Source organism: Pontibacter coccineus (genome assembly GCF_030546575.1).
Classification (GTDB): Bacteria; Bacteroidota; Bacteroidia; order Cytophagales; family Hymenobacteraceae; genus Pontibacter; species Pontibacter coccineus.
This window is the reverse complement of record NZ_JAUOTN010000001.1, coordinates 356,272-376,574: the sequence shown is the minus strand read 5'-3', so window position 1 is coordinate 376,574 and position 20,303 is coordinate 356,272. Positions and strand designations below refer to the sequence as shown.

At 54.2% G+C, this 20,303-nt stretch carries 15 protein-coding genes; 6 read left to right on the top strand and 9 right to left on the bottom strand.

From position 1 onward, the window contains the following. The first annotated feature begins 52 nt into the window (after nt 1–52). The gene (locus tag Q4E40_RS01685) at nt 53–2,872 is read left to right on the top strand and encodes an alpha-amylase family glycosyl hydrolase (protein ID WP_303409669.1); all 2,820 of its coding nucleotides are present in this window, start codon (nt 53–55) and stop codon (nt 2,870–2,872) included. An 84-nt stretch (nt 2,873–2,956) separates the two neighbouring features. Here the strand turns inward: Q4E40_RS01685 and Q4E40_RS01680 are convergent, their stop codons facing one another. Next, the gene (locus tag Q4E40_RS01680) at nt 2,957–4,423 is read right to left on the bottom strand and encodes a M48 family metalloprotease (RefSeq protein WP_303409668.1); all 1,467 of its coding nucleotides are present in this window, start codon (nt 4,421–4,423) and stop codon (nt 2,957–2,959) included. Between the two features lie 130 nt (nt 4,424–4,553). Then, nucleotides 4,554–5,201: a dioxygenase family protein gene (locus Q4E40_RS01675; RefSeq protein WP_303409667.1), complete on the bottom strand. Its 648-nt coding sequence runs from the start codon at nt 5,199–5,201 to the stop codon at nt 4,554–4,556. Between the two features lie 113 nt (nt 5,202–5,314). Between Q4E40_RS01675 and Q4E40_RS01670 the strand changes: the two genes are divergently transcribed. Then, complete coding sequence (locus tag Q4E40_RS01670; RefSeq protein ID WP_303409666.1) at nt 5,315–5,776, top strand: DUF4268 domain-containing protein; 462 nt, start codon at nt 5,315–5,317, stop codon at nt 5,774–5,776. Nucleotides 5,777–5,784: 8 nt separating this feature from the next. On the opposite strand, the gene Q4E40_RS01665 is transcribed toward Q4E40_RS01670, so the two are convergent. After that, nucleotides 5,785–6,015, bottom strand: coding sequence for a DUF3820 family protein (locus Q4E40_RS01665; protein ID WP_303409665.1), 231 nt, complete (start codon nt 6,013–6,015; stop codon nt 5,785–5,787). A 94-nt stretch (nt 6,016–6,109) separates the two neighbouring features. Then, entirely contained in the window at nt 6,110–6,970 is an 861-nt protein-coding gene (locus tag Q4E40_RS01660) for a bestrophin family protein (protein WP_303409664.1), read from the bottom strand. Between the two features lie 252 nt (nt 6,971–7,222). Between Q4E40_RS01660 and Q4E40_RS01655 the strand changes: the two genes are divergently transcribed. After that, nucleotides 7,223–7,987 carry an oxygenase MpaB family protein gene (locus Q4E40_RS01655; protein WP_303409663.1) on the top strand — a complete coding sequence of 255 codons (765 nt, stop codon included), beginning with the start codon at nt 7,223–7,225 and terminating at the stop codon, nt 7,985–7,987. 63 nt (nt 7,988–8,050) lie between these two features. Here the strand turns inward: Q4E40_RS01655 and Q4E40_RS01650 are convergent, their stop codons facing one another. Next, a complete protein-coding gene (locus Q4E40_RS01650; RefSeq protein WP_303409662.1) occupies nt 8,051–9,109 on the bottom strand; it encodes an ArsO family NAD(P)H-dependent flavin-containing monooxygenase in 1,059 nt (352 codons plus the stop codon). A 556-nt stretch (nt 9,110–9,665) separates the two neighbouring features. Between Q4E40_RS01650 and Q4E40_RS01645 the strand changes: the two genes are divergently transcribed. Further along, nucleotides 9,666–9,830 (top strand): hypothetical protein, encoded by a 165-nt coding sequence (locus Q4E40_RS01645; protein ID WP_303409661.1) that lies wholly within the window; start codon nt 9,666–9,668, stop codon nt 9,828–9,830. Between the two features lie 161 nt (nt 9,831–9,991). Here the strand turns inward: Q4E40_RS01645 and Q4E40_RS01640 are convergent, their stop codons facing one another. Beyond that, the gene (locus Q4E40_RS01640) at nt 9,992–13,261 is read right to left on the bottom strand and encodes a S41 family peptidase (protein ID WP_303409660.1); all 3,270 of its coding nucleotides are present in this window, start codon (nt 13,259–13,261) and stop codon (nt 9,992–9,994) included. A gap of 63 nt (nt 13,262–13,324) precedes the next feature. Beyond that, on the bottom strand, nt 13,325–14,635 hold the full coding sequence (locus Q4E40_RS01635) for an NCS2 family permease (protein ID WP_303409659.1): 1,311 nt from the start codon (nt 14,633–14,635) through the stop codon (nt 13,325–13,327). A 322-nt stretch (nt 14,636–14,957) separates the two neighbouring features. Between Q4E40_RS01635 and Q4E40_RS01630 the strand changes: the two genes are divergently transcribed. Together Q4E40_RS01630 and Q4E40_RS01625 are read left to right on the top strand one after the other, a co-directional pair. Next, nucleotides 14,958–17,423, top strand: coding sequence for a TonB-dependent receptor (locus Q4E40_RS01630; protein WP_303409658.1), 2,466 nt, complete (start codon nt 14,958–14,960; stop codon nt 17,421–17,423). Nucleotides 17,424–17,537: 114 nt separating this feature from the next. After that, a complete protein-coding gene (locus Q4E40_RS01625) occupies nt 17,538–18,266 on the top strand; it encodes a Mut7-C RNAse domain-containing protein (protein WP_303409657.1) in 729 nt (242 codons plus the stop codon). Nucleotides 18,267–18,332: 66 nt separating this feature from the next. Here Q4E40_RS01625 and Q4E40_RS01620 read toward each other — a convergent pair whose 3' ends face one another. Together Q4E40_RS01620 and Q4E40_RS01615 are read right to left on the bottom strand one after the other, a co-directional pair. After that, a complete protein-coding gene (locus tag Q4E40_RS01620) occupies nt 18,333–19,406 on the bottom strand; it encodes a 3-oxoacyl-ACP synthase III family protein (protein WP_303409656.1) in 1,074 nt (357 codons plus the stop codon). 170 nt (nt 19,407–19,576) lie between these two features. Further along, the gene (locus tag Q4E40_RS01615) at nt 19,577–20,221 is read right to left on the bottom strand and encodes a CatA-like O-acetyltransferase (protein WP_303409655.1); all 645 of its coding nucleotides are present in this window, start codon (nt 20,219–20,221) and stop codon (nt 19,577–19,579) included. Between the last annotated feature and the right edge of the window lie 82 nt (nt 20,222–20,303).

Genomic DNA, 20,303 nt, shown 5'->3' with positions numbered 1-20,303 from the left:
TGCCTGCTTGCTACTTTATCCCTGATTCCCTTTCATTTACAATATTCACATTATGGCCAACAAATACCTCAACCGGTTGCTGGTGCTTTTTGTTTTCCTGGCAGGTTTAGCCTGGCAGGCAAAGGCGCAGGCAGTTCAAACTATACCTGAGTTCCCTAACGGCGATCAGGAAATCACCATCATCATCGATGTAAAGCAGGCCAAGGACGGGCGCGCCGCCGGACTGCTGGGCAAAACCGACGATGTATACCTGTGGTCGGGCGCGGGCGTTGCAGGCAATCCCAATGCTTTCCAGTACCAGCCGGCCGGGCAGACGAGTTTCAACCAGCCATTCAATCCGGGCAAGATGACCGCGCTGGGCAACGACCGCTGGCAGATCAAACTCACGCCACGCACTTACTTTGGGGTGCCGGCCGGGCAGACCATCGACAAACTGGGCCTGCTGCTCAAAAATGGCAGCGGTTCGGCCCAGACCGAAGACTTTGTTATCAAAATCTACGACGGCAGTCTGCAAATAGCCCTGCAGGAACCCGAGCAGCAGAATTTTTTCGTGGCGGCCAACAGTGCTATACCTGTGCGGGCTACCATTTCAGCCAAAGCCGATGTCACGGTGAAGCTGGACAATACCGTAGTGTACAGCGCCACCAACACCGATCAGGTACAGACCAGCGTGAATGCCGGCAACCAGCAGGGTGTGCTGCGCTCCGTCACAATCGAAGCGAAACGCGGCACCGAAAACATTACCCAAACCTTCACCTTTCGGGTGAGGCCGCAACCGGTGGTGGCAGAGCTTCCGGCAGGTATACGCGATGGCGTGAACTATACCGGCGCCACCACGGCCACCCTGGTGCTCTTTGCGCCGCACAAGCAATTCGTGTACGCCATTGGGGAGTTTAACAACTGGCAGAGCGCACCGGAATACCTGATGAAACGCACGCCTGACGGCAACCGCTACTGGATCGAGCTGAACAACCTGCCGGCGGGGCAGGAGGTGGCCTACCAGTACCTGGTGGATGGCACGCTGGCCGTGGCGGATCCCTACACCGAGAAGATCCTCGACCCGGGCATGGACCAGTACATACCGGCCAGCACCTACCCTAATCTGAAAGCCTATCCGCAGGGTGCGACAGGAATCGTGTCTATCCTGCAGACGAATCAGCCCGCCTATACCTGGAAAGTGACCGACTTCGAAAGGCCGGACCCGGAGAACCTGGTGATCTACGAACTGCACGTGCGCGATTTCATCGAGGCCCGCAATTACAAGGTGCTGGCCGATACGCTCACCTACCTGAAGCGCCTCGGCGTGAATGCCATTGAGCTGATGCCGGTCATGGAGTTCTCCGGCAACGACTCATGGGGCTACAACCCGATCTTCTTTTTTGCGCCCGACAAAGCCTACGGTACCAAAAACGACCTGAAAGCCTTTATAGACAAGGCGCACGAAATGGGTATCGCCGTCATCCTGGATATTGTGCTCAACCAGGCGGACTATGTATACCCTTATGTGAAAATGTACTGGGATGGCAATCAACCGGCGGCCAACAACCCGTTCTTCAACCAGCGGGCTACACACCCTTTCAGCGTCTTCTTCGACTTTAACCACGAGAGCGAGTCTACTAAGGCTCTTGTCGCGCGCGCGAGCCGCCATTGGCTGGAAGAGTATAACATTGACGGCTACCGCTATGACCTTTCCAAAGGCTTCACACAGAAAAACACCGGCGAGAATGTGGGCGCCTGGAGTGCCTATGATGCCGGCCGCGTTGCCACCTGGAAGCGCATTTACGACGAGATCAGAAGCTACGACGAATCGGCCTATGTGATACTGGAGCACTTTGCCGACAACCAGGAAGAAAAAGAACTATCTAATTACGGCATGCTGTTCTGGGGCAACCATAACCACGACTATCGCAGCATGGCCAAAGGCATGCTGGCCAATCCGCAGGGGATCTCCTATAAAAACCGTACCTGGGAAAACCCATACCTGATCGGGTACATGGAAAGCCACGATGAAGAGCGCCTGCTGTATGATGTGCTCACCAACGGCAACCGTAACGGCAGCTACAACACGCGTACGCTGGCCACCGCCCTCGACCGCGCCAAACTGGCTGCCGCCTTCTTCCTGCCTATACCTGGTCCAAAGTTGATCTGGCAGTTCGGAGAGCTGGGGTATGATGTGTCGATCGACCAGAACGGCCGCACCGGCCAGAAACCGATCCGTTGGGAGTACCAGCAGCAGCCTGACCGGCAGAAGTTGTATCAGGTATATGCCGAACTGATCAAGCTCAAACTAAACGAACCGGCTTTCACAACCAACGATTTCGACCTCCAGCTAAATGGCCAGGTAAAGCGCATCTTCCTTTTTCATGAAGACATGGATGTGTTCATACTCGGGAATTTTGATGTGCGGGCGCAGCAGGTGAACGCCAATTTCCCAAGCACCGGGGTATGGTACGATTACTTTACGGGCAGGGAAAACAACATCGAGGACCCAGGTCAGGCAATGGAGCTGCAGCCGGGCGAATTTCACCTCTACACCACCAAAAAGCTCAAAACACCACAAGCTGGTCTGGTGCCCTGGCAGGGACTGGTGCTCTCAGCGGAGGAGGAACTAGCCGAAAGAGGCGTGAGCGTATACCCGAACCCAATGCAGGAGGCCACCGTGCTGCACCTGGAAGGCGAATACCGCGGTCCGGTACTGCTGCAGCTGGTCGATATGACCGGACGCCAGTTGCAACAGGTTCGTTTTCTCAAACACCAGCAAAATCACCAGGAGCAGCTCCGATTACAGCGGGTGCCTGCCGGTATTTACTACCTGCAGGTAGAGCAGGGAGGAAAGAAGTCGGTGCACAAACTGCTCAAGGCAAACGAATAGGCGTCGCTCTGACAGGTATAGCTCAAAGCAAAAAGCCCTGCTTCCTATGCTGGAGGCAGGGCTTTTTGCATACATTGGTTATACCTACTTTTTCACCACTTTAATCAGGGTGCCGGCGGGCAGCTGATCGCTTAGCTGCATGCCGTTCAGCACGGCCAGTTCGTTGTGGCGGGCGTCGGGCATGTTGTGGCTGCGCAGCGCCTGGGCCAGCGTAGTGGCCTTCGGCACCGTTACAATGCTGATGCGCTCCGGCTTCCGGTTCAGCTTTTCAGGGTCTGTCAACACCTTGAAGCTCTGCATGCTGCTGCTGAAAACCTCGAAATAGTTGTTGAAGTTCTGTGCCGTGGTAATGCCCATCAGGCTATATATGTTTTCTCCGTGCTGGATAAAGTACGTGAGCGTGCGCAAAGGCTGTTGCTGTTGCTGCTGTTGTTGTTGCTGCTGCTGCTGCTGTTGTGGATCAGCTACTACCGCCAGGGCAGGTAGTCCATTCACGGTTACCTGCTTGCTTTCAACGGCTTGCAGACCATTGCCTTGCAGAAATTGCTGGGCGGCTTCCTGCAGGCTGGCGCCTGGGGCAAGGGTTAGTGCCATCACGGCGCTTCCGTCCTTCGGACCCATCTGCACCTGCTGTGGGGAGTTCAGGTAGCCCCAGTTGTTCGGAATGTTAAACTGGAACTTCAGCACGGGGTGGTAGAAAACCTGGTTCTCGACAAATCCCTGTTTCGGATCCTCTCCATAGACCAGGCCGTCAATCATTTTGAGGTAACTGTTACGGCCCACCTTCGGGTCAGTCAGGTTCTGCTTTCTTTGTTCCGCATCCGCCAGCTGGTGCACGGTATTGTGACGGTCGCCCGGATCAGGGTGTGATGACAGGAGGGAGGGGATCGCTTGCCCGCCTTCTTCCTGCTTGCGCTGCAGGGTGGTGAAGAAGTCGGCCATTTCGGAAGCATCGTAGCCGATTTTGGTCGAGTACTCCACGCCTAACTTGTCCGACTCCCGTTCCGCATCGCGGCTATACTTGAGCATCAGCAGACCAAGCCCCTGCGATACTTCCTGTCCGTACTGCGCTATAGTAGGCGAGAGGATCATGCCAAGCAGCAGGCCGCCCTGCGCCAGAATGGACTTGCTCTGCTGCTGCGCAGAGTGGCGTGCCGTGATGTGGCCGATCTCGTGACCGAGCACCCCGGCAAACTGCGCTTCGTTGTTGAAGTGGGCCATGATGCCGCGTGTGAAGTAGACGTAGCCCCCCGGCACGGCAAAGGCATTGATGATTGGGGAGTCCACGATCTTGAACTCGTAGCTAAGGTTGCTGCGGTGGGAGACTTTGGCCATCTGCTGGCCTTTTTCTTTGATGAAGCTTTGTAGTTTTGGGTCCTCGTAAAGTCCAAACTCCGCTACAATCTGTGGGTCTGCTTCCTTGCCAAGGGCTATTTCCTGACTCTCCGACATGAACATCACGTCTTTTTTGCCCGTTACCGGGTTGGTCTGGCAGGAACTGCTTATCAGGAACACGGATGCCACTAATCCGGATATAATGTTCTTTCTCATTGTTTTATCTTTTTAAGCCTCCCTGACTACTCCAAAAAGCTGGGTATATCGCAGAGGCTGAATATGTAACAAGCAACGATAATGCAATTTTTAAGTTGCAGCATGCCCCTGAAACGCCCTGCCAGGCCCGTTATCGCTGAGGGTGATAGTCCGGTATATGGAGCCCCAGTATAATATCCCGGTTGGCGACAAGGAGGTCGCCCTGACCTTGCAGGGATACAATGCCGGAGCCACCGCGTTCAGGTCTTTCTCTGCGTACCTGTGGAGTCAGGAGCGGATCGTCTTCGAAGAGGAAATCATCCAGGTAGTATTCGTTTTTGTCAGGTTCCTTGACGGTGACGTGTATGTGGGCAGGCTCATTTCGGGAAGGGTAGGTACCGGGCCTGGTCGTGTAGAACGTATACCTGCCGTCAGGCCCTGTCCTGATCCAGCCCCGCAGATAACCGTGTCGTCTGGCCCAGCCTTTTTCATCTCCTCTGGTGGGGTATATACCTGTGCTGTCGGTGTGGTAGATGTACAGGATCACATCCGGGGCCGGGGTTTTGCCATCCGGCAGGTATACGGTACCCGTCAGTTTGAGCTTGCTCTTCGCATCCGGGCGAAAGTCGGGTAGCGTGTCAGTCGGGCTGAGCTTCTTGCCGCCGTACTCATGCAGCGCCTCGCAACCTTCGCAGGGGCCTCCTACGTGGCGGGCAGGCTGCCGGGTTTCCTGCTTGTCCTGTGCCTGGCAGCTTACCACAGCGATGAGCAGCAGGTATAGGATAATCGATTTTTTCATGGATGTCGCGAAAGTGGTATACCGTCCTTTTTACGTACTAAAGGCCATATAAGGCGATTAGCGCGCTTCGCTGCTTACTTTGTTATTAACGCTACATTCACCAATTTTACTGCATGTATACACGGGAACAGGCTTCTAAACTCAGACAGGCATTCTGGACAGCATTCGGGCAGTACATGGCCCCTGTGCTGTCGGCAGAAGGGATGCCCACCAACTGGATCAACTATAAAACGGGTCTGAAGAATGTGTACTTCCGCATGCGGGCCGACAAAAAACTGGCTTCCATTGCCATCGAGATGACGCAGCCGGACCTGGAGATACAGCAAATGTTCTTTGAGCAGTTTGGGGCCATGAAGGAATTGCTGCACAGCACGGTAGGAGAGGAGTGGACCTGGGAACTGCACACCACAGACGAATACGGAAAAGAAGTCAGCCGCATCTACATCGAGCTGAAAGGGGTGAACGTCTTCAACCAGGACGACTGGCCTGCGCTGATCTCTTTTTTCAAGCCCCGGATGATTGCCCTGGATGCGTTTTGGAGCGACGCCAAATACAGTTTTGACGAGCTGCGCTAGGTATAGCGTTAGCGCTTTCGGGCCTGGCGCTTGAGTGGCTCCAGCAAATACTCCAGTCCGTTGAGCCTGATCTCGTAAAGGGTGGCCAGCAGCATGCCGAGCCTGCCCGGCGGAAAGCCTTCGCGGGCAAACCACTCCAGGTATGAGACGGGCAAATAGCACAGCACCGTGTCTTTGTACTTGCCGAAGGGCATTTTCATTCGCACCAGTTCGGTGAGCATGGAGGAGTCCGGTTGCATAGGCGGGTTATTTTCCCAAAGATAAGGTATAGACGGCAAGCATAAAGAATCCTTCGCTAACGGGCAGCTAAGTTTTTCTGGCCTGATTTGAGTCTCAGTCCATTACCTCGCTCACATGTTTGCGGATGTTGTGGCAGATCTGGTCAACGGGCAGGTCGTTGGGATCGGTGCCGAAGGGGTTCTCGATTTCCTCGGCAATCAGCTCCAAACTGGCCAGCGCATACAGAATCAGGATAACGACTGGAATTACATAATAGCCCAGGCTGAACACCCATCCAAAAGGAAGCGTCATCACATAGAAGAAAATAAACTTCTTGATAAAGACACTGTAGGTATAGGGTATAGGCGTGTTCTTGATGCGCTCGCAGGCACCACAGTGTTCCGTCAGGGCTTTCAGTTCTTCGTTGAGCACCAGCAGCTGCCCCGTGTCAATTCTGCCCTGCGTGTACATAGTGTTCAGGCGGGCGTACATACCGCTTGCTACTTGGTTGGGGAGGTGTTTTTCTTTTTTCAGGTCCAGCACCGGGTCCAGTTCGCGGAAGTCTTCGTTCTCGCGCAGCAGGCATTTCAGGGCGAAGGCGTAGTTGGGGATCATTAGCCTGAAAAAGCGGCGGTCGTCTTTGTCGGTGGCAATGGCCTGCAGCTTAATGGCCAGGTTGCGCGAACTGTTGGTGACGCCACCCCATATCTTGCGGCCTTCCCACCAGCGGTCGTAAGCGGTATTGGTACGAAACACAAGCAGGAGCGAGATCACAAACCCCAGCACGTTATGCATCATCCCTACATTGCGAATGTACTGCGTTTCGGAAAGGTTCAGGAAATTCAGCTCTACGTAGGCAACTATTCCGGCGTAAATGCCGACACCAAACATAAGGGGCAACAGCTTCCGAAAGGTATCCGCCTTCGAAAGCTGGAAGATAAAGACGAACCAGTCCTTGGGGTTGTAGTTGATCATAAAAAAAATCCGCTTAGCCCGTCCCTAAGTGAGTGGGCAGGCTAAGCGGGGTTCAATTTGGCTAAAAGTTGATCCTAAAGATAAGCACAAAATTTTTTAGCGTGCAAGCTCTGTTATCGAAAATAAGTATATTGTTTTATTTATGTATTTGATTATCAGTGGTATAAAGTGATCGTAGGCAACGCGGGGTGTTAAGTCACTGAAGTAGCATCCTGAGCAGCACATTTTGGACCTTACCTTTGTTCTTTCATTATGGAATACTTTGTAAAGCAAGGCAGTGTGGTGCGCGAAATATGGGGGAAAGGCGACACCATCCTGTTTATTTTCGCGGGCGCCTCGGCCGAATTTGCCCTTAACAAGGCAGTAGACTGGCTCTATTTCACGGGACGGCTGCCCGCCGACCCGCTGGGGCGCTTGTTCTCGACGGTGGGCTATGCCCGTCAGATCGTGTTCTCGAGTATGGAAGGTGCCCACAAGGCCATCGATACCATGGCGAAGATACACGCCGGGGTGGAGTCGAAGCGCGGCATGGCTATACCTGACTGGGCCTACCGGGATGTGCTGTTCATGCTGATCGACTATTCCATCCGCTCTTTCGAGTTACTGGAGCGAGCGCTAACAGAGCCCGAGAAGGAAAATGTGTTCGAGGTGTTCTGGCGGGTAGGTATACGCATGGGGCTGCGGGGGCTACCGGACAACTACCAGGCTTGGCTGCAGATGCGGCAAAGCCACTTAGAAGAAAACCTGGCGTCCAGCCACTTCACGACCGATTTGTACAAGCAGTACCGCAAGCACCTGGGGCCTGTCAGGTATAGGCTGTTGCTGGAAGGCCAGAAATTGATCGTGCCCACCACCGTGCGCGAACAGCTTGGCCTTGTTAAATGGTCGGCGCTGAAACCAGTGCTTCGCGTGTATAAACTCAGCCGCCATTTGCGGGCCGACTGGTTGATCAAATCCCTGATCCTGCCGCCGGCTTATAGAAACGAGATCAAGGAACTGGATGTGCACCCTGCCTGAGCAACTGCTTCTTTTTTTAGTTGCGTATTTATGTTAAATAAAAGTATCTATACCTGAGGCCCGTTATACCTGCTCCAGATAGTTTTGGATCTCAGTCACGGTCTGCCGGGCACTGCGGCCAACACCGATCAGGGTAGCGGAGGCGAAGCCGGTCCAATTGCCGTAACCAACGAGCCACAGGCCTGCTTGTGCTTTGGCTTTTGTGCCTTCCACTTCTATTCTGCCTTTTTGGTCTTCTAAGTTTAAGCAGTCCAGATGGTCAAGGGCATACCCGAAGCCGGTGCACCAGATTACCGCATCCACCGGCTCTTGCTGTCCGTTCGGCCATACCACGCCGTCTTCATAAAAGCGTAGGAATGGCCGTACCGTATGCAACACCCCGCGATTGCGGGCCTCTTTCACAGCCGGTACCATCACAATATTGCCTACATCGAACTGGGAGGGGTTTACTTCCAGCCCGTGCTGGATGGCATAGTAACGGGCTGATGCCTGATCAAAAAGTACCCGGCCGTCCAAATCATCGGGCAGGAAGGTCACTTCGTCCGGCGTAACCCAGGTCGTATTTGCCACTTTGGATACCTCCGCCAGAATCTGAACGCCAGAATTCCCACCACCCACTATGAGTACACGCTTATTTTTGAGCGGTTCTGGATTTTTGTAATTAGAGGAATGTAGCTGCAGGTTTCGGAATGTTTCGGCACCAGGGTAGGCAGGTATAAAGGGTTTCCGGAAAGTGCCTGTTGCGCTGATGACGGTACGGGCTAAATAAGTTTTGTGTGTGCTCTTTACCTCGAAAAGTCCGTCGCGAAAGCACACTTCCTGCACCTGTACCGGACGCTCAACAGGAAAATTGTAGCGCTGCTCATACCTGGTCAGGTAGTCGATCACTTCCACGCGCGATGGATAGGTCTCCTGGCTCTCCGGCATTAGCCAGCCGGGCAGACTGCTGAAGGCGGCAGGGGAGAAGAGGGTGAGGGAATCCCAGTAGTTGCGCCACGAAGCACCGGGTGCTTCCTGATCATCCAGCATGATGTAGTTAACCTTGGCTCTGCGCAGGTAATAGCCACAGGCCAAAGCACTTTGTCCGCCGCCGATCACAATGGTGTCATAGATTTTCTGCATATAACTTGTTCTGCTGTAGGCGTGAGTAAGTTAATTGAAAAGGAATGAAAATCAGCTGTTCTATACCTTAAAGATAGGCAGTAGTTCCGGTTGTTCCAGAGGAGAAGGCGTAAGATATGGCGCTATCTATTTTTGTCATCCTGAAAGGATCTTGGTAGCGAGCTGCGCTGGCTTGGGCTCTTGGGTTAGGGGTAATGCTGTAAATATCTACTTAACATTGCCTCCTTGAAGACAATTCTACCAAAGGCTCTTCCGTCCATCCTTGTCCGGAAGTAAAAGTTGGGGATATCCTTATCCCCGTATTGGTGTAGTACGCGGACATGGATGTCCGCAGCAGTTTTAGATTCGGACAAGGATGTCCGAATCAGCATCGCTCTCTTTCCTGCGATTTCACGATCCATGGTCACTTTTTCACCAGGTCGTTTCTTTCTAAGAAAACAGGCTTCAACTCTCTGTCATTCTATATCGAATGTCGGTGGAAATAGAGGGTTATGCCCCGGAAGTTAAGCCTTTACTGCCTGCTACTAAGATACTTTTAGGGTGACAATAAAGGAGCATGAAGCGACCTTGCCACTTGCAGGTATACGCGGGTCTGCTGACCCGCATGAATAGCGAAATGGGGATTGAAAAATCCCCAACAGTCAACTTTCGGATTGATAAATCCGAAAGAGCGATGTGCCTCTCCGCTGTCATCTCGAAAGAATGGAGAGATCTGGATTAATCCACTGCTCACAATATTCCAGATTTCTCCCAAAACGAGGGCCCCTACCCCCAGTCGAAATGACATATTCTTATTGAAACTGGTGGTAATGTGACCAACAAATCCTTAAACCAAAAAGCCCCGACTATTGCCGGGGCTTTTTGCTTATACCTTAGGAAGGCTTATTTCTGGGCCTGTCCTTGTGCTTCTATGTCTTTGAGCAGTTCCTTCACAGCTGCTTCCAGCTGCTGGTCTTTGCCTTTGCTCACCAATTCGTAGGCGTTGGCTACTTTCACATCGGGTTCGGTCTGCAGGTTCTCCAGGTACTGGCCTTTAATATCCTTCACACCCAGTGGCGGCACGCCCCAGCGCACACTGCCGTTCTGCAGCATTTCCCAGCCACCAAACGTACAGGTGCCCGGCACCGGCATACCCACCAGTTTGCCCAGTTTCAAGTCGATGTAGCTGTAGGCGAAGCAGTGGCCGTCGCTGTAGTTGGCTTCGTTGGCCAGCGCAATGCTCGGCTTTGTCCAGCGGAATGACGGCTCAAAACCAGTCGAGCGGGTGTCGGTGGTGTAGTCCAGGAACTTCTGTCCGCTCAGGAACATGGCAAGATCCGCCACCAGGTCGCCGCCGCCGTTGTTGCGCGTGTCAACCACCATACCTTTGCGGTTGGCATATTTACCCATCACTTCTTCGTACACGGTGCGGTAGCTCGGGTCGTTCATGCCCGGTATGTGCACGTAGCCCAGTTGTCCGTTGCTCAGGCGATCCACTTCCTCCGCGTTGCGGCGCACCCAGCGCTTGTAAAGCAGCGGGTTCTCTTCGTTCTGCGCAATCGGCTTCACGGTGATATCTCTGCTGTTTTTGCCATTGGCGTCCGTCACGGTCAGCAGGGTGTTCTTGCCTGCCTTGCGGTTCAGGAACTGCGCCAGGTCTTTGTCCTGGGTAATTGTCTCACCGTCGATTTTCTCGATGATCATACCTGGTTTCAGGTTCAGACCAGCTTTATCGAGCGGACCACCTACGATCACTTCGTCCAGCTTAATGCCGTTGCCGGTATAGGTCTGGTCGTAGAAGATGCCGAGAGTAGCCGTCGCGTCACCGTTCGGGTCATTGTTGCTATAACTGGCGCCAGAGTGCGACACGTTCAGCTCGCCCAACAGTTCGCTGAGCATTTCAGAAAACTCGTAGTCATTGCTGATGTGCGGCAGGTAGGCTTCGTAATCTGCTTTCAGCTCGTCCCACTTCGTGCCGTGCAGGTTCGCGGTGTAGAAGGTCTGCTTGGTGCGGCGCCAGACGTGCTCGAACATAAAGGCACGCTCAGCAGCAGCATCCAGGTTCATCTCGCCGTCCACTTTCACGGTTTCCTGCTTGCTGTTGCTTGGGTCCAGCTTCACGATCTTGCCATCCGATTCCAGGAACAGGTTTTTCTGCTCTTTGTCCCACAGCATGCGGGCACGGTTGGCGTTCAGCGTCACCAGCATTTTGGTTTCTTTGCTGCGCAGGTTCGTGGACCACAGGTTGAATCCTTTCTCAAACTTAGCCAGGTAGTAGAGTGTCTCACCGTCCTTTGACACCAGGGCGTCGGACAGGCTGGAAGAGTGCAGCGTGAGTTTGGCTTTGCGGTTGGTCAGGCCATCCCAGTCAATCTGAAACTCTTTCTTCGGCTCGTCCTTCTTGGCTTTCTTCTTATTCTTCTCCTGCTCTTTTGCCTTCTCCTTCTCTTTGGCGATTTTCTCTTCCTGCTCTTTCACCAGAGCATAGTCTTCTTTGCTCAGTCTGTACTTATCGAAAGCGTCCTGGGTGAAGAACATGGCGTAAATGTCGGACTGGGCACCGCCGCTGTTGGCCTGGGCGCGCATGCCGTCGCGGGTGCTGTTCCAGATCAGCATCTCACCGCCCATCATCCACTTGGGAGCGTAGTCGCTGTAGCCGCTCTCCGTCAGGTTGATCTTTTTGCCCTTGCCGTCAGCCGCTATAATGCCTACTTCGCCATTGGCAAAACCCGGCTCCGAGTATTCAAACAGGATCCACTTGCTGTCCGGGCTCCAGGTGAAGTACTGGTCGTTGTCGCGCATCGAGAACAGCTCGTTGGTGTTGAGCAGCGTGCGCACCTGCTTGCTAGCCAGGTTCATCACTTTCAGCACAGCACGGTCTTCGAGGAAAGCGATCTCTTTACCGTCCGGTGAAAACTGCGGGTCGTAGTTCTCCTTTTCGTTTTCGATCAGAGGCGTCTCTTTCAGCAGGGTAGAGGCGTAGAAATAAGGCTCTTCCTTGCGCACGATGTCCGTCTTGTAGATCTTCCAGTTTTTGCCACGCTCACTGGCGTAGAGCAGCGACTTGCCGTCAGGCGAGAAGCTCACGTTGCGCTCCTGCTCCGGCGTGTTGGTAATGCGCTTGGTCACCGATCCTTCCACGGCACTCACAAACACCTCACCGCGGTAAATGAAAGCCACCTCTTTGCCGTTGGGTGATACGGCCAGGTCACGGAGGCCGCCATTCACTTTCAGGATGCTTTCGTTGTTGGTCTTGGCATCCGTTGCGATACGCACGTTCACTTTCTGGGCCTGGCCGTTTGGCTTCTTGGTATAGAGCTCGCCGTTCTGGCTGAAGCTCAGGGTACCGTCCTGCGCAGCCGTCAGGAAGCGCACCGGGTGCTTTTCGAAGTTGGTCACCTGCTCCGATTTAGCAGGACCCTGCGCTGCCATTTTGTGCACGTTCAGGGTGCCGCTGGCCTCGCTCAGGTAATAGATCGATTTGTCGTTTTCAGCAAACACCGGGCTGCGGTCTTCGCCTTCGTAGCTGGTCAGTTTGGTATGCTTGCCGGTTTTGGTGTCGTACTCCCAGATGTCCCGGGTAACGGAGGACACGTGGTGCTTGCGCCACTGGTTCTCACCGCCTTTACGGTCCTGGTACAGCATTTTGCCGCCATCACGACTGAGCTTTACCTCTTCGGCCGGCGTAGTCAGCACTTGCTTCACACGACCGCCCGATACTGCTACCTGGTACAGTTCCGGCTGGTAGGCTGTCGGGAACTGCCGGTTGCTGGCTGCGTCGTGACGGGTAGAGCCGAAGTACACGGTTTTGTTGTCGTGGCTGAACTCATACGGGTACTCGTGGGCCGAATGGAAAGTGATGCGCTGGGCGGCGCCACCGGTAGCGGGCATCACAAAAATATCGAAGTTGCCGTAGCGGTCGCTGGCAAAAGCGATCGACATGCCGTCGTGGCTCCACACCGGCATAAAGTCGTGCGCCTCGTGCAGCGTGAGCGGCGTGGCGTTGCCACCCGCTGCCGGTACGGTATAGAGGTCTCCTTTGTAAGTGAAGACGATGGTCTTACCATCAGGAGAGATGGCCGGGTAACGCATCCAGGAGGGTGCGTCCTGCGCAGCCATTGGCAGCGCCGATCCGGCGGCCAGCAATGCTGCTAGAGCAAACTTTTTGATCATAGGGTTCGGATTGAAAGCCCCTAAGATAAGAAAGATGCTATTAATATAATATAGGCAAATTACTTAATGCGTCTGCATAATGAGCGCCAGTACGCAAAAGGCAACGATGACCCATAAAGTGACCGGGATGCTTCGGCTCTGGCCGGTCGCCACTTTCAAAACAGCCCAGCTGAGGAAGCCCCAGATGATGCCCTGCGAGATAGAGTGGGTGAAGGGAATCAGCACCATAGCCAGAAAGGCGGGGATCGCTTCATCCATTTTCAGCCAGTTGATCCGGACGATCGGGCGCACCATAAAGGCGCCCACCAGCACCAGGGCCGGCGCGGTGGCAATGGCCGGAACCATGGAGAGTAGCGGCGCCAGGAACAGGAAGGGCAGGAACAGCAAACCGGCTACAACCGCCGTCAGTCCAGTGCGACCACCTGCTTCTATACCTACCGCCGACTCCACGTAGGCCGTGCCGGGGCTGGAACCTAACAGGCCCGAAATGGTGGTGGACACCGCATCGGCGGTCAGCGAGCGGCCTACGTTTCGGGGCTCCCCGTGCTCATCTGTCAGGTTGGCGGCTTCAGCCAGGCCTACGAAGGTAGAGAGGCTATCGAACAGATCGGTGAATACAAAGGCGAAGATGACAGGAAACACTGCAAACTGCAGGGAATTAATCAGATCCAGCTGCAAGACCAGGCTAAAGTCAGGTGCAGCGAACAAACCCTGCCAACTGATGACAGGAGCGGCATCCAGCGCCCACCACCGCCCCAGCGGGTAGGCGGCCAGCGTGGTAAGCGCTATACCTACCAGTATGGCTCCCGTCACGTTGCGGGCAATCAGAATGGCCATCAAAAACAGTCCACCCAAAAATGTAAGCACAGCGGGAGAGAGTGGGCCCAGGCCAGTAGTGGTCGCCTCATCCGGCACAATAAACCCGGCGTTGGCAAAACCGATGATGGTGATGAACAGGCCTATACCTGCGGCGATGGCGTAGCGCAACGGACGGGGAATGGCCTTCACGATGAGGATACGCACCTTAAACACGGAGAGCATCAGGAATACGATGCCTGACCAGAAAACGGCCCCCAGCGCCACCTGCCACGTAATGCCCATCCCCAGCACGGCCGAATAGGTAAAGAAGGCATTGAGTCCCATACCTGGCGCCACAATGATCGGGTTGCGGGCATAGAGCCCCATCAGCAGGCTGCTGAAAAAGGACACCAGCACCGTGGCGGTCAGCGCGCCCGAAAAAGGCATGCCCGCCTGGCTCAGGATGGCCGGGTTCACCGCAATGATATAGGCTGTGGCCAGAAAAGAGGTGAGACCGGCCAGGACCTCCGTTCGGATGGTTGTGTTGTTCTTTTTGAGCTCAAAGTAGGACTCCATGCTTGGACGTGGGTTTGAATGGGATGGCGGCTTAATATTAGGCAATTTATACGGGCAAGCGTTAAAAATATGTTAAAGTCCCGCTTCTCCTGTTAGTTTTTTCTGCCGCAAAGCAACCATCCACCTGCCGTCTTTCTCTTTTGCTTATACCTGTTGCCAGGCGTGTGTTCGGAATCAAATCAGGGTGCTCATTTCCAGACACTTATAGAATGAGAAAGGACTGAAAAATGTTTGTAAATGGCTATTAATCAGTTGTTTGACAATCTGGCACACAACTAGGATAAGCAAAATAATTCTATGAAAAAATAAATACCAGGGGCACATGAAAAAAACGCTAACTCTCCAGTCTCCATGCAGCGGCAAGGTATACCTGCTGCTTTTTTTTCTCTTTGTTTACTCTTCCGCTTCGGCGCAGCAGGCCACCATTGCAGGCAAGGTGATGGAAACGGCTGACAAGCCCATGGGCTATGCCAACGTGCTCCTGCTCAAGGCAGCAGACTCCTCTCTTGTGAAGGGGACGCTCTCCGACGAAAGTGGCGCTTTCCTGTTTGAAGGTATAGCCGTGGGCAGGTATAAAGTGGTGGCGAGCATGGTCGGTTTCGGTAAGTCAAAACCCGCGGAAGTGAACGTAAGCTCCGCAGCAGAGGCGCTAAAATTGAATCCGATCCTGATGAGCCAGTCCGCTACGGCGCTCAAAGAGGTGGTGGTCGAAGCACAGAAGCCGCTGATCGAGCAGCACCTCGACAAAACGGTTTTGAATGTAGAGAACAGCATTGTGTCGGCGGGCAACACGGCGCTGGAAGTGCTGGAGAAGGCACCGGGCGTGGTGATCGACCAGAACGACAACATCAGCATGCGCGGCCGACAGGGTGTGATCGTGATGGTGGACGGGAAGCCGGTGCCGATGTCGGGCTCGGAGCTCGCCAATATGCTGCGCGGGATGTCGGCCAGCAGCGTGGAGAAGATCGAGCTGATCACCAATCCTTCGGCCAAGTATGACGCGGCCGGTAACTCCGGTATTATCGACATCCGCCTGAAGCGTGACAAAAGCATGGGCACGAATGGAACGCTCAGCGCCTCTTACGGACAGGGCCGCTTTGCCAAATCAAACCAGGGCGTGCAACTGAATCACCGCACGAAGATATTTAACCTCTTCGGCAGCTACAACTATGTGTTGCGCAAAGACTTCAACGACCTGGACATTTACCGCCGCTTCCTGGACGAAAACGGTGCCTTCACCGGTGCTTATGACCAGCAGAACAGGTTCGACTTTTTGTTTAACAACCACAGCGGCAGGGTGGGGGCCGATTACTTTCTGTCACCTAAAACGGTGCTGGGCGTGGTGGCCAGCGGCTTTGCGTCGGATATAGACCGTGGCACGAACAACCGCTCCAGTGTGATCAACGCAGGCGGTCAGGCGGAATCCTCCTTCGTGACGGACGCTGATGTGGAGCACGGCCGTCGCAACCAGGCCTACAACTTTAACCTGAAGCACACGATCGACAGCCTGGGCCGGGAGATCACCGCTGACGTCGATTACATTTCGTACCGCAACACCGACGAGCAGAACTTCACCACCAACTACTATAACCTGAGCAACGAGCAGATCCGCGACCCTTACCTGCTGTACGGCACCCTGGACGGTGACCTGACCATTAAGTCTGCCCGCGTCGACTACCGTCAACCGCTGGCTAGCATCGGAGGCAACTTTGAAGCGGGTCTTAAAAGCAGTCTGGTGACAGCCGACAACGACCTGGCCTTCTACGACCGCAGCAACGGTGGCAACGTGCCGGACACCGATAAAAGTGACCATTTTCTGTATGACGAGAACATCAATGCCGCTTATGTGAATGCAAACAAAAAGTGGAAAAAAGCAGGGTTGCAGCTGGGGCTCCGGGCGGAGAACACCATCGCGAAGGGCAGGCAGCTGACGGACGGGCAGAAATTTGACCGCAACTATACCCAGCTGTTTCCGAGTGCAGCCGTTAACTACAGCCTGAACAAAAAGCATGACCTAGGCATGTCGGTGAGCCGACGCATCAACCGGCCTTCCTACAACCAGCTTAACCCGTTCAAGAACTTCCTGGACCCCAGCACTTACTCGGCGGGCAACCCTTTCCTGAAGCCGGAGCTATCCTACTCCTTTGAGCTGACCCATACCTTCGACCAGCGCTTCATCACCAAGCTGAGTTACAGCCGTACCGCCGATGTGATGGTGCAGGTGCTCTCGCCGGCCGAGGAAGGGGAAAAGCTGGTGGTGCAAACCTTCCGCAACCTGGCCTCGCTCGACTATTATGGCCTGACCGTGACGGCGCCCTTCTCGATCGGCAACTGGTTCAACAGCGTGAACAACGGTACCCTCTACTATGGGCACTACAAAGGCTTTGTGGCGGACACCGACCTGAGCAATGGCATCCCGACCTTTAACCTGAACTCGAACAACACGATCAAGCTGCCAAACGACTGGTCGGCGGAACTGGTAGGCGTGTACCGCGGCCGCGAGGTATACGGCTTCCTGGAGGTAGACCCGCTGTGGTTTATGTCGGTGGGTGTGCAGAAGCAGTTCTGGGACAGAAAAGCGAGCCTGAAGCTGAACGTAGCGGATGTGTTTTATACCAATAAAGTCAACGGCTATACCGCCCTGGCCCGCTACGAAGAGAATTTCTTCCAGCGCCGCGATACGCAGGTGGCGACCCTGAGCTTCAACTACCGTTTCGGCCAGGCGCAGTCTGGTCCGTCACGCCGCCGTACCGGCAGTGCTGAAGAGGAGACAAGAAGAGCAAATTGAGTTAGAGTGTAAGTGTATTAAGACTGGTTTTTGTTAATTGATAAAGCGCCCGGGTTTTGCCCGGGCGCTTTTACATTTGGGTGCGTATACCTGTTTGGCTATACCTGTCGCCTTATGTCCCATAGCGCCTTTTTCCGGTTTTACGGCTCCCTGAATGACTTTCTGCGGCCCCGCCAGCGCCATACCGTTATCCCCTATACCTTCGCGGCACACCAAACGGTCAAGGACATGATCGAGGCCATGGGCGTGCCCCATGTGGAGGTGCATGCAGTACTCGTGAACGGGGAAAAAGTAGATTTCAGTTATCGGCTTGAGCCAAATGATCAGGTAGAAATATATCCTTATGAGGGAGGGGAGGAGGAGTTGCTGACAGGTGTAGCGGAGCGGCGTTTTGTGCTGGATGTGCACCTCGGTTCGCTGGCCCGATTCCTGCACCTGCTGGGCTTTGACACGGTATACGGGCAGCACCTGCACGACCCGGAGCTCGTTCAGATTTCCAGCGAAGAGAAACGCATTCTGCTCACGCGGGATGTGAACCTGCTCAAGCACAAGGCTATACTTGCCGGCTACTGGCTGCGCTCCCAGCAAACCGAGGAGCAGCTGAAGGAAGTGATCAGCAGGTATCGGTTAGGCGATCAGCTCCAGCCTTTCACCCGCTGCATGGTCTGCAACGGCCACATTGTGCCGGTTGAAAAGCAGGAAGTGCTGGAGCAGCTGCCGCCGAACACACAGCTCTACTTCGACGAGTTTTACCAATGCCGGCAATGCAAACGGGTGTACTGGAAAGGCTCGCATTATGAGCGGATGCAGGAGTTGATCCGGCGAATAAAGGCGCAGGTATAGCCGAATAAAACAGCAAGGCCTCCCTACCTGTAGGGAGGCCTTGCTATTAAGGTGCATAACTTTAAACTATACCCGGTAGCAGATCGCGTTAATGTTCATACCGGCCCCCACGGAAGCGAACAGAATGATGTCGCCATCGTTGAGTTCGTGCTTCTCATCCTGCCCTTTGCGCACAATGTCGTACAGCGTCGGCACGGTGGCCACAGAACTGTTGCCCAAGTAATGGATGCTCATCGGCATGATGTCCTCCGGAATGTCACGTCTGCCGTAGAGTTTGAATAACGCCTGTATCATGCCTTCGTCCATTTTCTCATTGGCCTGGTGGATGAACACCTTCTTCACGTCTTTGATATCCACGCCACACAGATCCAGGCATTCCTTCATGGCTTCCGGCACCAGCTTGATGGCGTATTCGTATACCTTGCGGCCTTTCATTTTGATGTAACGCACGCGCGGGTCGCCGTCCGGCATGTAGGACTTGTTCATGTTGATATAATAGGCCTCATCCACACTGTGGCTGCGGGCACAACTGGCCAGTATACCGCTGCCGTCTTCGGGCACCTGCTGGTACTCCACCACCGAGGCACCGGCGCCGTCGCTGAAGATCATGCTGTCGCGGTCGTAGAGGTCGATCACGCGGGAGAGGGTTTCGGCTCCGATCACGAGCGCCTTCCTGGCCATACCTGCCTTAAAAAAAGCATCGGCCTGAATCATGCCCTGCACCCAGCCCGGACAACCAAACAGGATGTCGTAGGCCACGCAGTTCGGGCTTTTGATCTTGAGGTTGTGCTTCACGCGACTGGCCAGTGCTGGCACGGCGTCCGACTGTATGGTGCCTTCGATCACGTTGCCAAAGTTGTGCGCCACAATGATCATGTCGAGCGTTTCGGGATCGATGCCACTGCTGCGGATAGCTTCTTCAGCGGCGAGGGTAGCGATGTCGGAAGTCGTGAGGTGCGAAGCCACATAGCGGCGCTCCGCTATACCTGTTATTTTCTGAAATTTCTCAACGACTATGTTCGGACAAACCCCGATTGGCTCGTTCTGATCGGTGTAAAAATTATGAGAGGTAAAGTCCTGGTTGGTTTTTACTTCGGTTGGGATATAACTGCCGGTTCCAGTGATAACTGATCGCCACATAGTAGGTAGAGTTAAAGGTAAGATAGATCATTCGGATTCGGGACCCTAATGCCACCCAATATATTGGTTATCACTATATACGGCAAGATAAATTTACGAAAAACGTTGGGACACCGAGTGCTTCGGTTGCCCTGCCAGGTATAGCGCAATTAATACGCCATTTTCTACTATCAATAGCTTTCAATCACATGGGCCAGCTCCTCCAGAAACAGGTGCATGTGGTAGCCGTCGGCCAAGGCGTGGTGCAGGCCGATGCTGATGGGCAGGTATACCTTGTCGCCGCGCATCTCGAGTTTGCCATAGCCTATTTTAGGCACGCCCGGATCTTCGAAGCCGGTCGTAGACGCATGCTCCATCCCTTTGAAGGTAAACCAGGGCAGCGTGGTCATGTGCAGCAGGTCGACGCCCTGGTGACCGTTGAAAAGCTTCGTGCTTTGCTTGACGGCAGCTATGATGCGGGCACCCTCGGCACAGAAATCGGCCAGCTTTTCGTGGAAAGGGAAATGGGTGAAAGCGATCTGCTTGTTGTCTTTGAGAATAGTAGTAGACAGGTCCAGTCCGCTATATCGGACCACCTGCCCGTTTTCGATGCGCAGCAGAAAGTTCTCTACCTGCCGGGCAGCCAGCACGGTGGCGTGCATGTAAGCGAGCGATACCGACAGGCCGTGCTGTTTGCAATATCGATAAAGCGGGGTGATTTCAGCCTCTGTGTGTACGTTGAAAAACGGTTGGGTGAAGGTGCTGAAAAACCGGAATGTTTCTTCGCGATCCCATCCTTCGACTGGTATAATTTCTTTGCTGTAGCGGCTCTGCATGTATAAAGTAGGGCAGTTTATCGGTGGACTGCCATTTGTAAACAACAACGCAAAGATAGCAGATGGTGCGCATTTCTCATTT

Bases quoted from the DNA above. Each gene is read 5' to 3' on its own strand.
- Q4E40_RS01665 (WP_303409665.1), bottom strand. From the start codon at position 6,015: ATGCAACCGGACTCCTCCATGCTCACCGAACTGGTGCGAATGAAAATG.
- Q4E40_RS01660 (WP_303409664.1), bottom strand. From the start codon at position 6,970: ATGATCAACTACAACCCCAAGGACTGGTTCGTCTTTATCTTCCAGCTT.
- Q4E40_RS01675 (WP_303409667.1), bottom strand. From the start codon at position 5,201: ATGAAAAAATCGATTATCCTATACCTGCTGCTCATCGCTGTGGTAAGC.
- Q4E40_RS01630 (WP_303409658.1), top strand. From the start codon at position 14,958: ATGAAAAAAACGCTAACTCTCCAGTCTCCATGCAGCGGCAAGGTATAC.
- Q4E40_RS01650 (WP_303409662.1), bottom strand. From the start codon at position 9,109: ATGCAGAAAATCTATGACACCATTGTGATCGGCGGCGGACAAAGTGCT.
- Q4E40_RS01670 (WP_303409666.1), top strand. From the start codon at position 5,315: ATGTATACACGGGAACAGGCTTCTAAACTCAGACAGGCATTCTGGACA.
- Q4E40_RS01625 (WP_303409657.1), top strand. From the start codon at position 17,538: ATGTCCCATAGCGCCTTTTTCCGGTTTTACGGCTCCCTGAATGACTTT.
- Q4E40_RS01680 (WP_303409668.1), bottom strand. From the start codon at position 4,423: ATGAGAAAGAACATTATATCCGGATTAGTGGCATCCGTGTTCCTGATA.
- Q4E40_RS01640 (WP_303409660.1), bottom strand. From the start codon at position 13,261: ATGATCAAAAAGTTTGCTCTAGCAGCATTGCTGGCCGCCGGATCGGCG.
- Q4E40_RS01615 (WP_303409655.1), bottom strand. From the start codon at position 20,221: ATGCAGAGCCGCTACAGCAAAGAAATTATACCAGTCGAAGGATGGGAT.
- Q4E40_RS01635 (WP_303409659.1), bottom strand. From the start codon at position 14,635: ATGGAGTCCTACTTTGAGCTCAAAAAGAACAACACAACCATCCGAACG.
- Q4E40_RS01655 (WP_303409663.1), top strand. From the start codon at position 7,223: ATGGAATACTTTGTAAAGCAAGGCAGTGTGGTGCGCGAAATATGGGGG.
- Q4E40_RS01620 (WP_303409656.1), bottom strand. From the start codon at position 19,406: ATGTGGCGATCAGTTATCACTGGAACCGGCAGTTATATCCCAACCGAA.
- Q4E40_RS01645 (WP_303409661.1), top strand. From the start codon at position 9,666: ATGAAGCGACCTTGCCACTTGCAGGTATACGCGGGTCTGCTGACCCGC.
- Q4E40_RS01685 (WP_303409669.1), top strand. From the start codon at position 53: ATGGCCAACAAATACCTCAACCGGTTGCTGGTGCTTTTTGTTTTCCTG.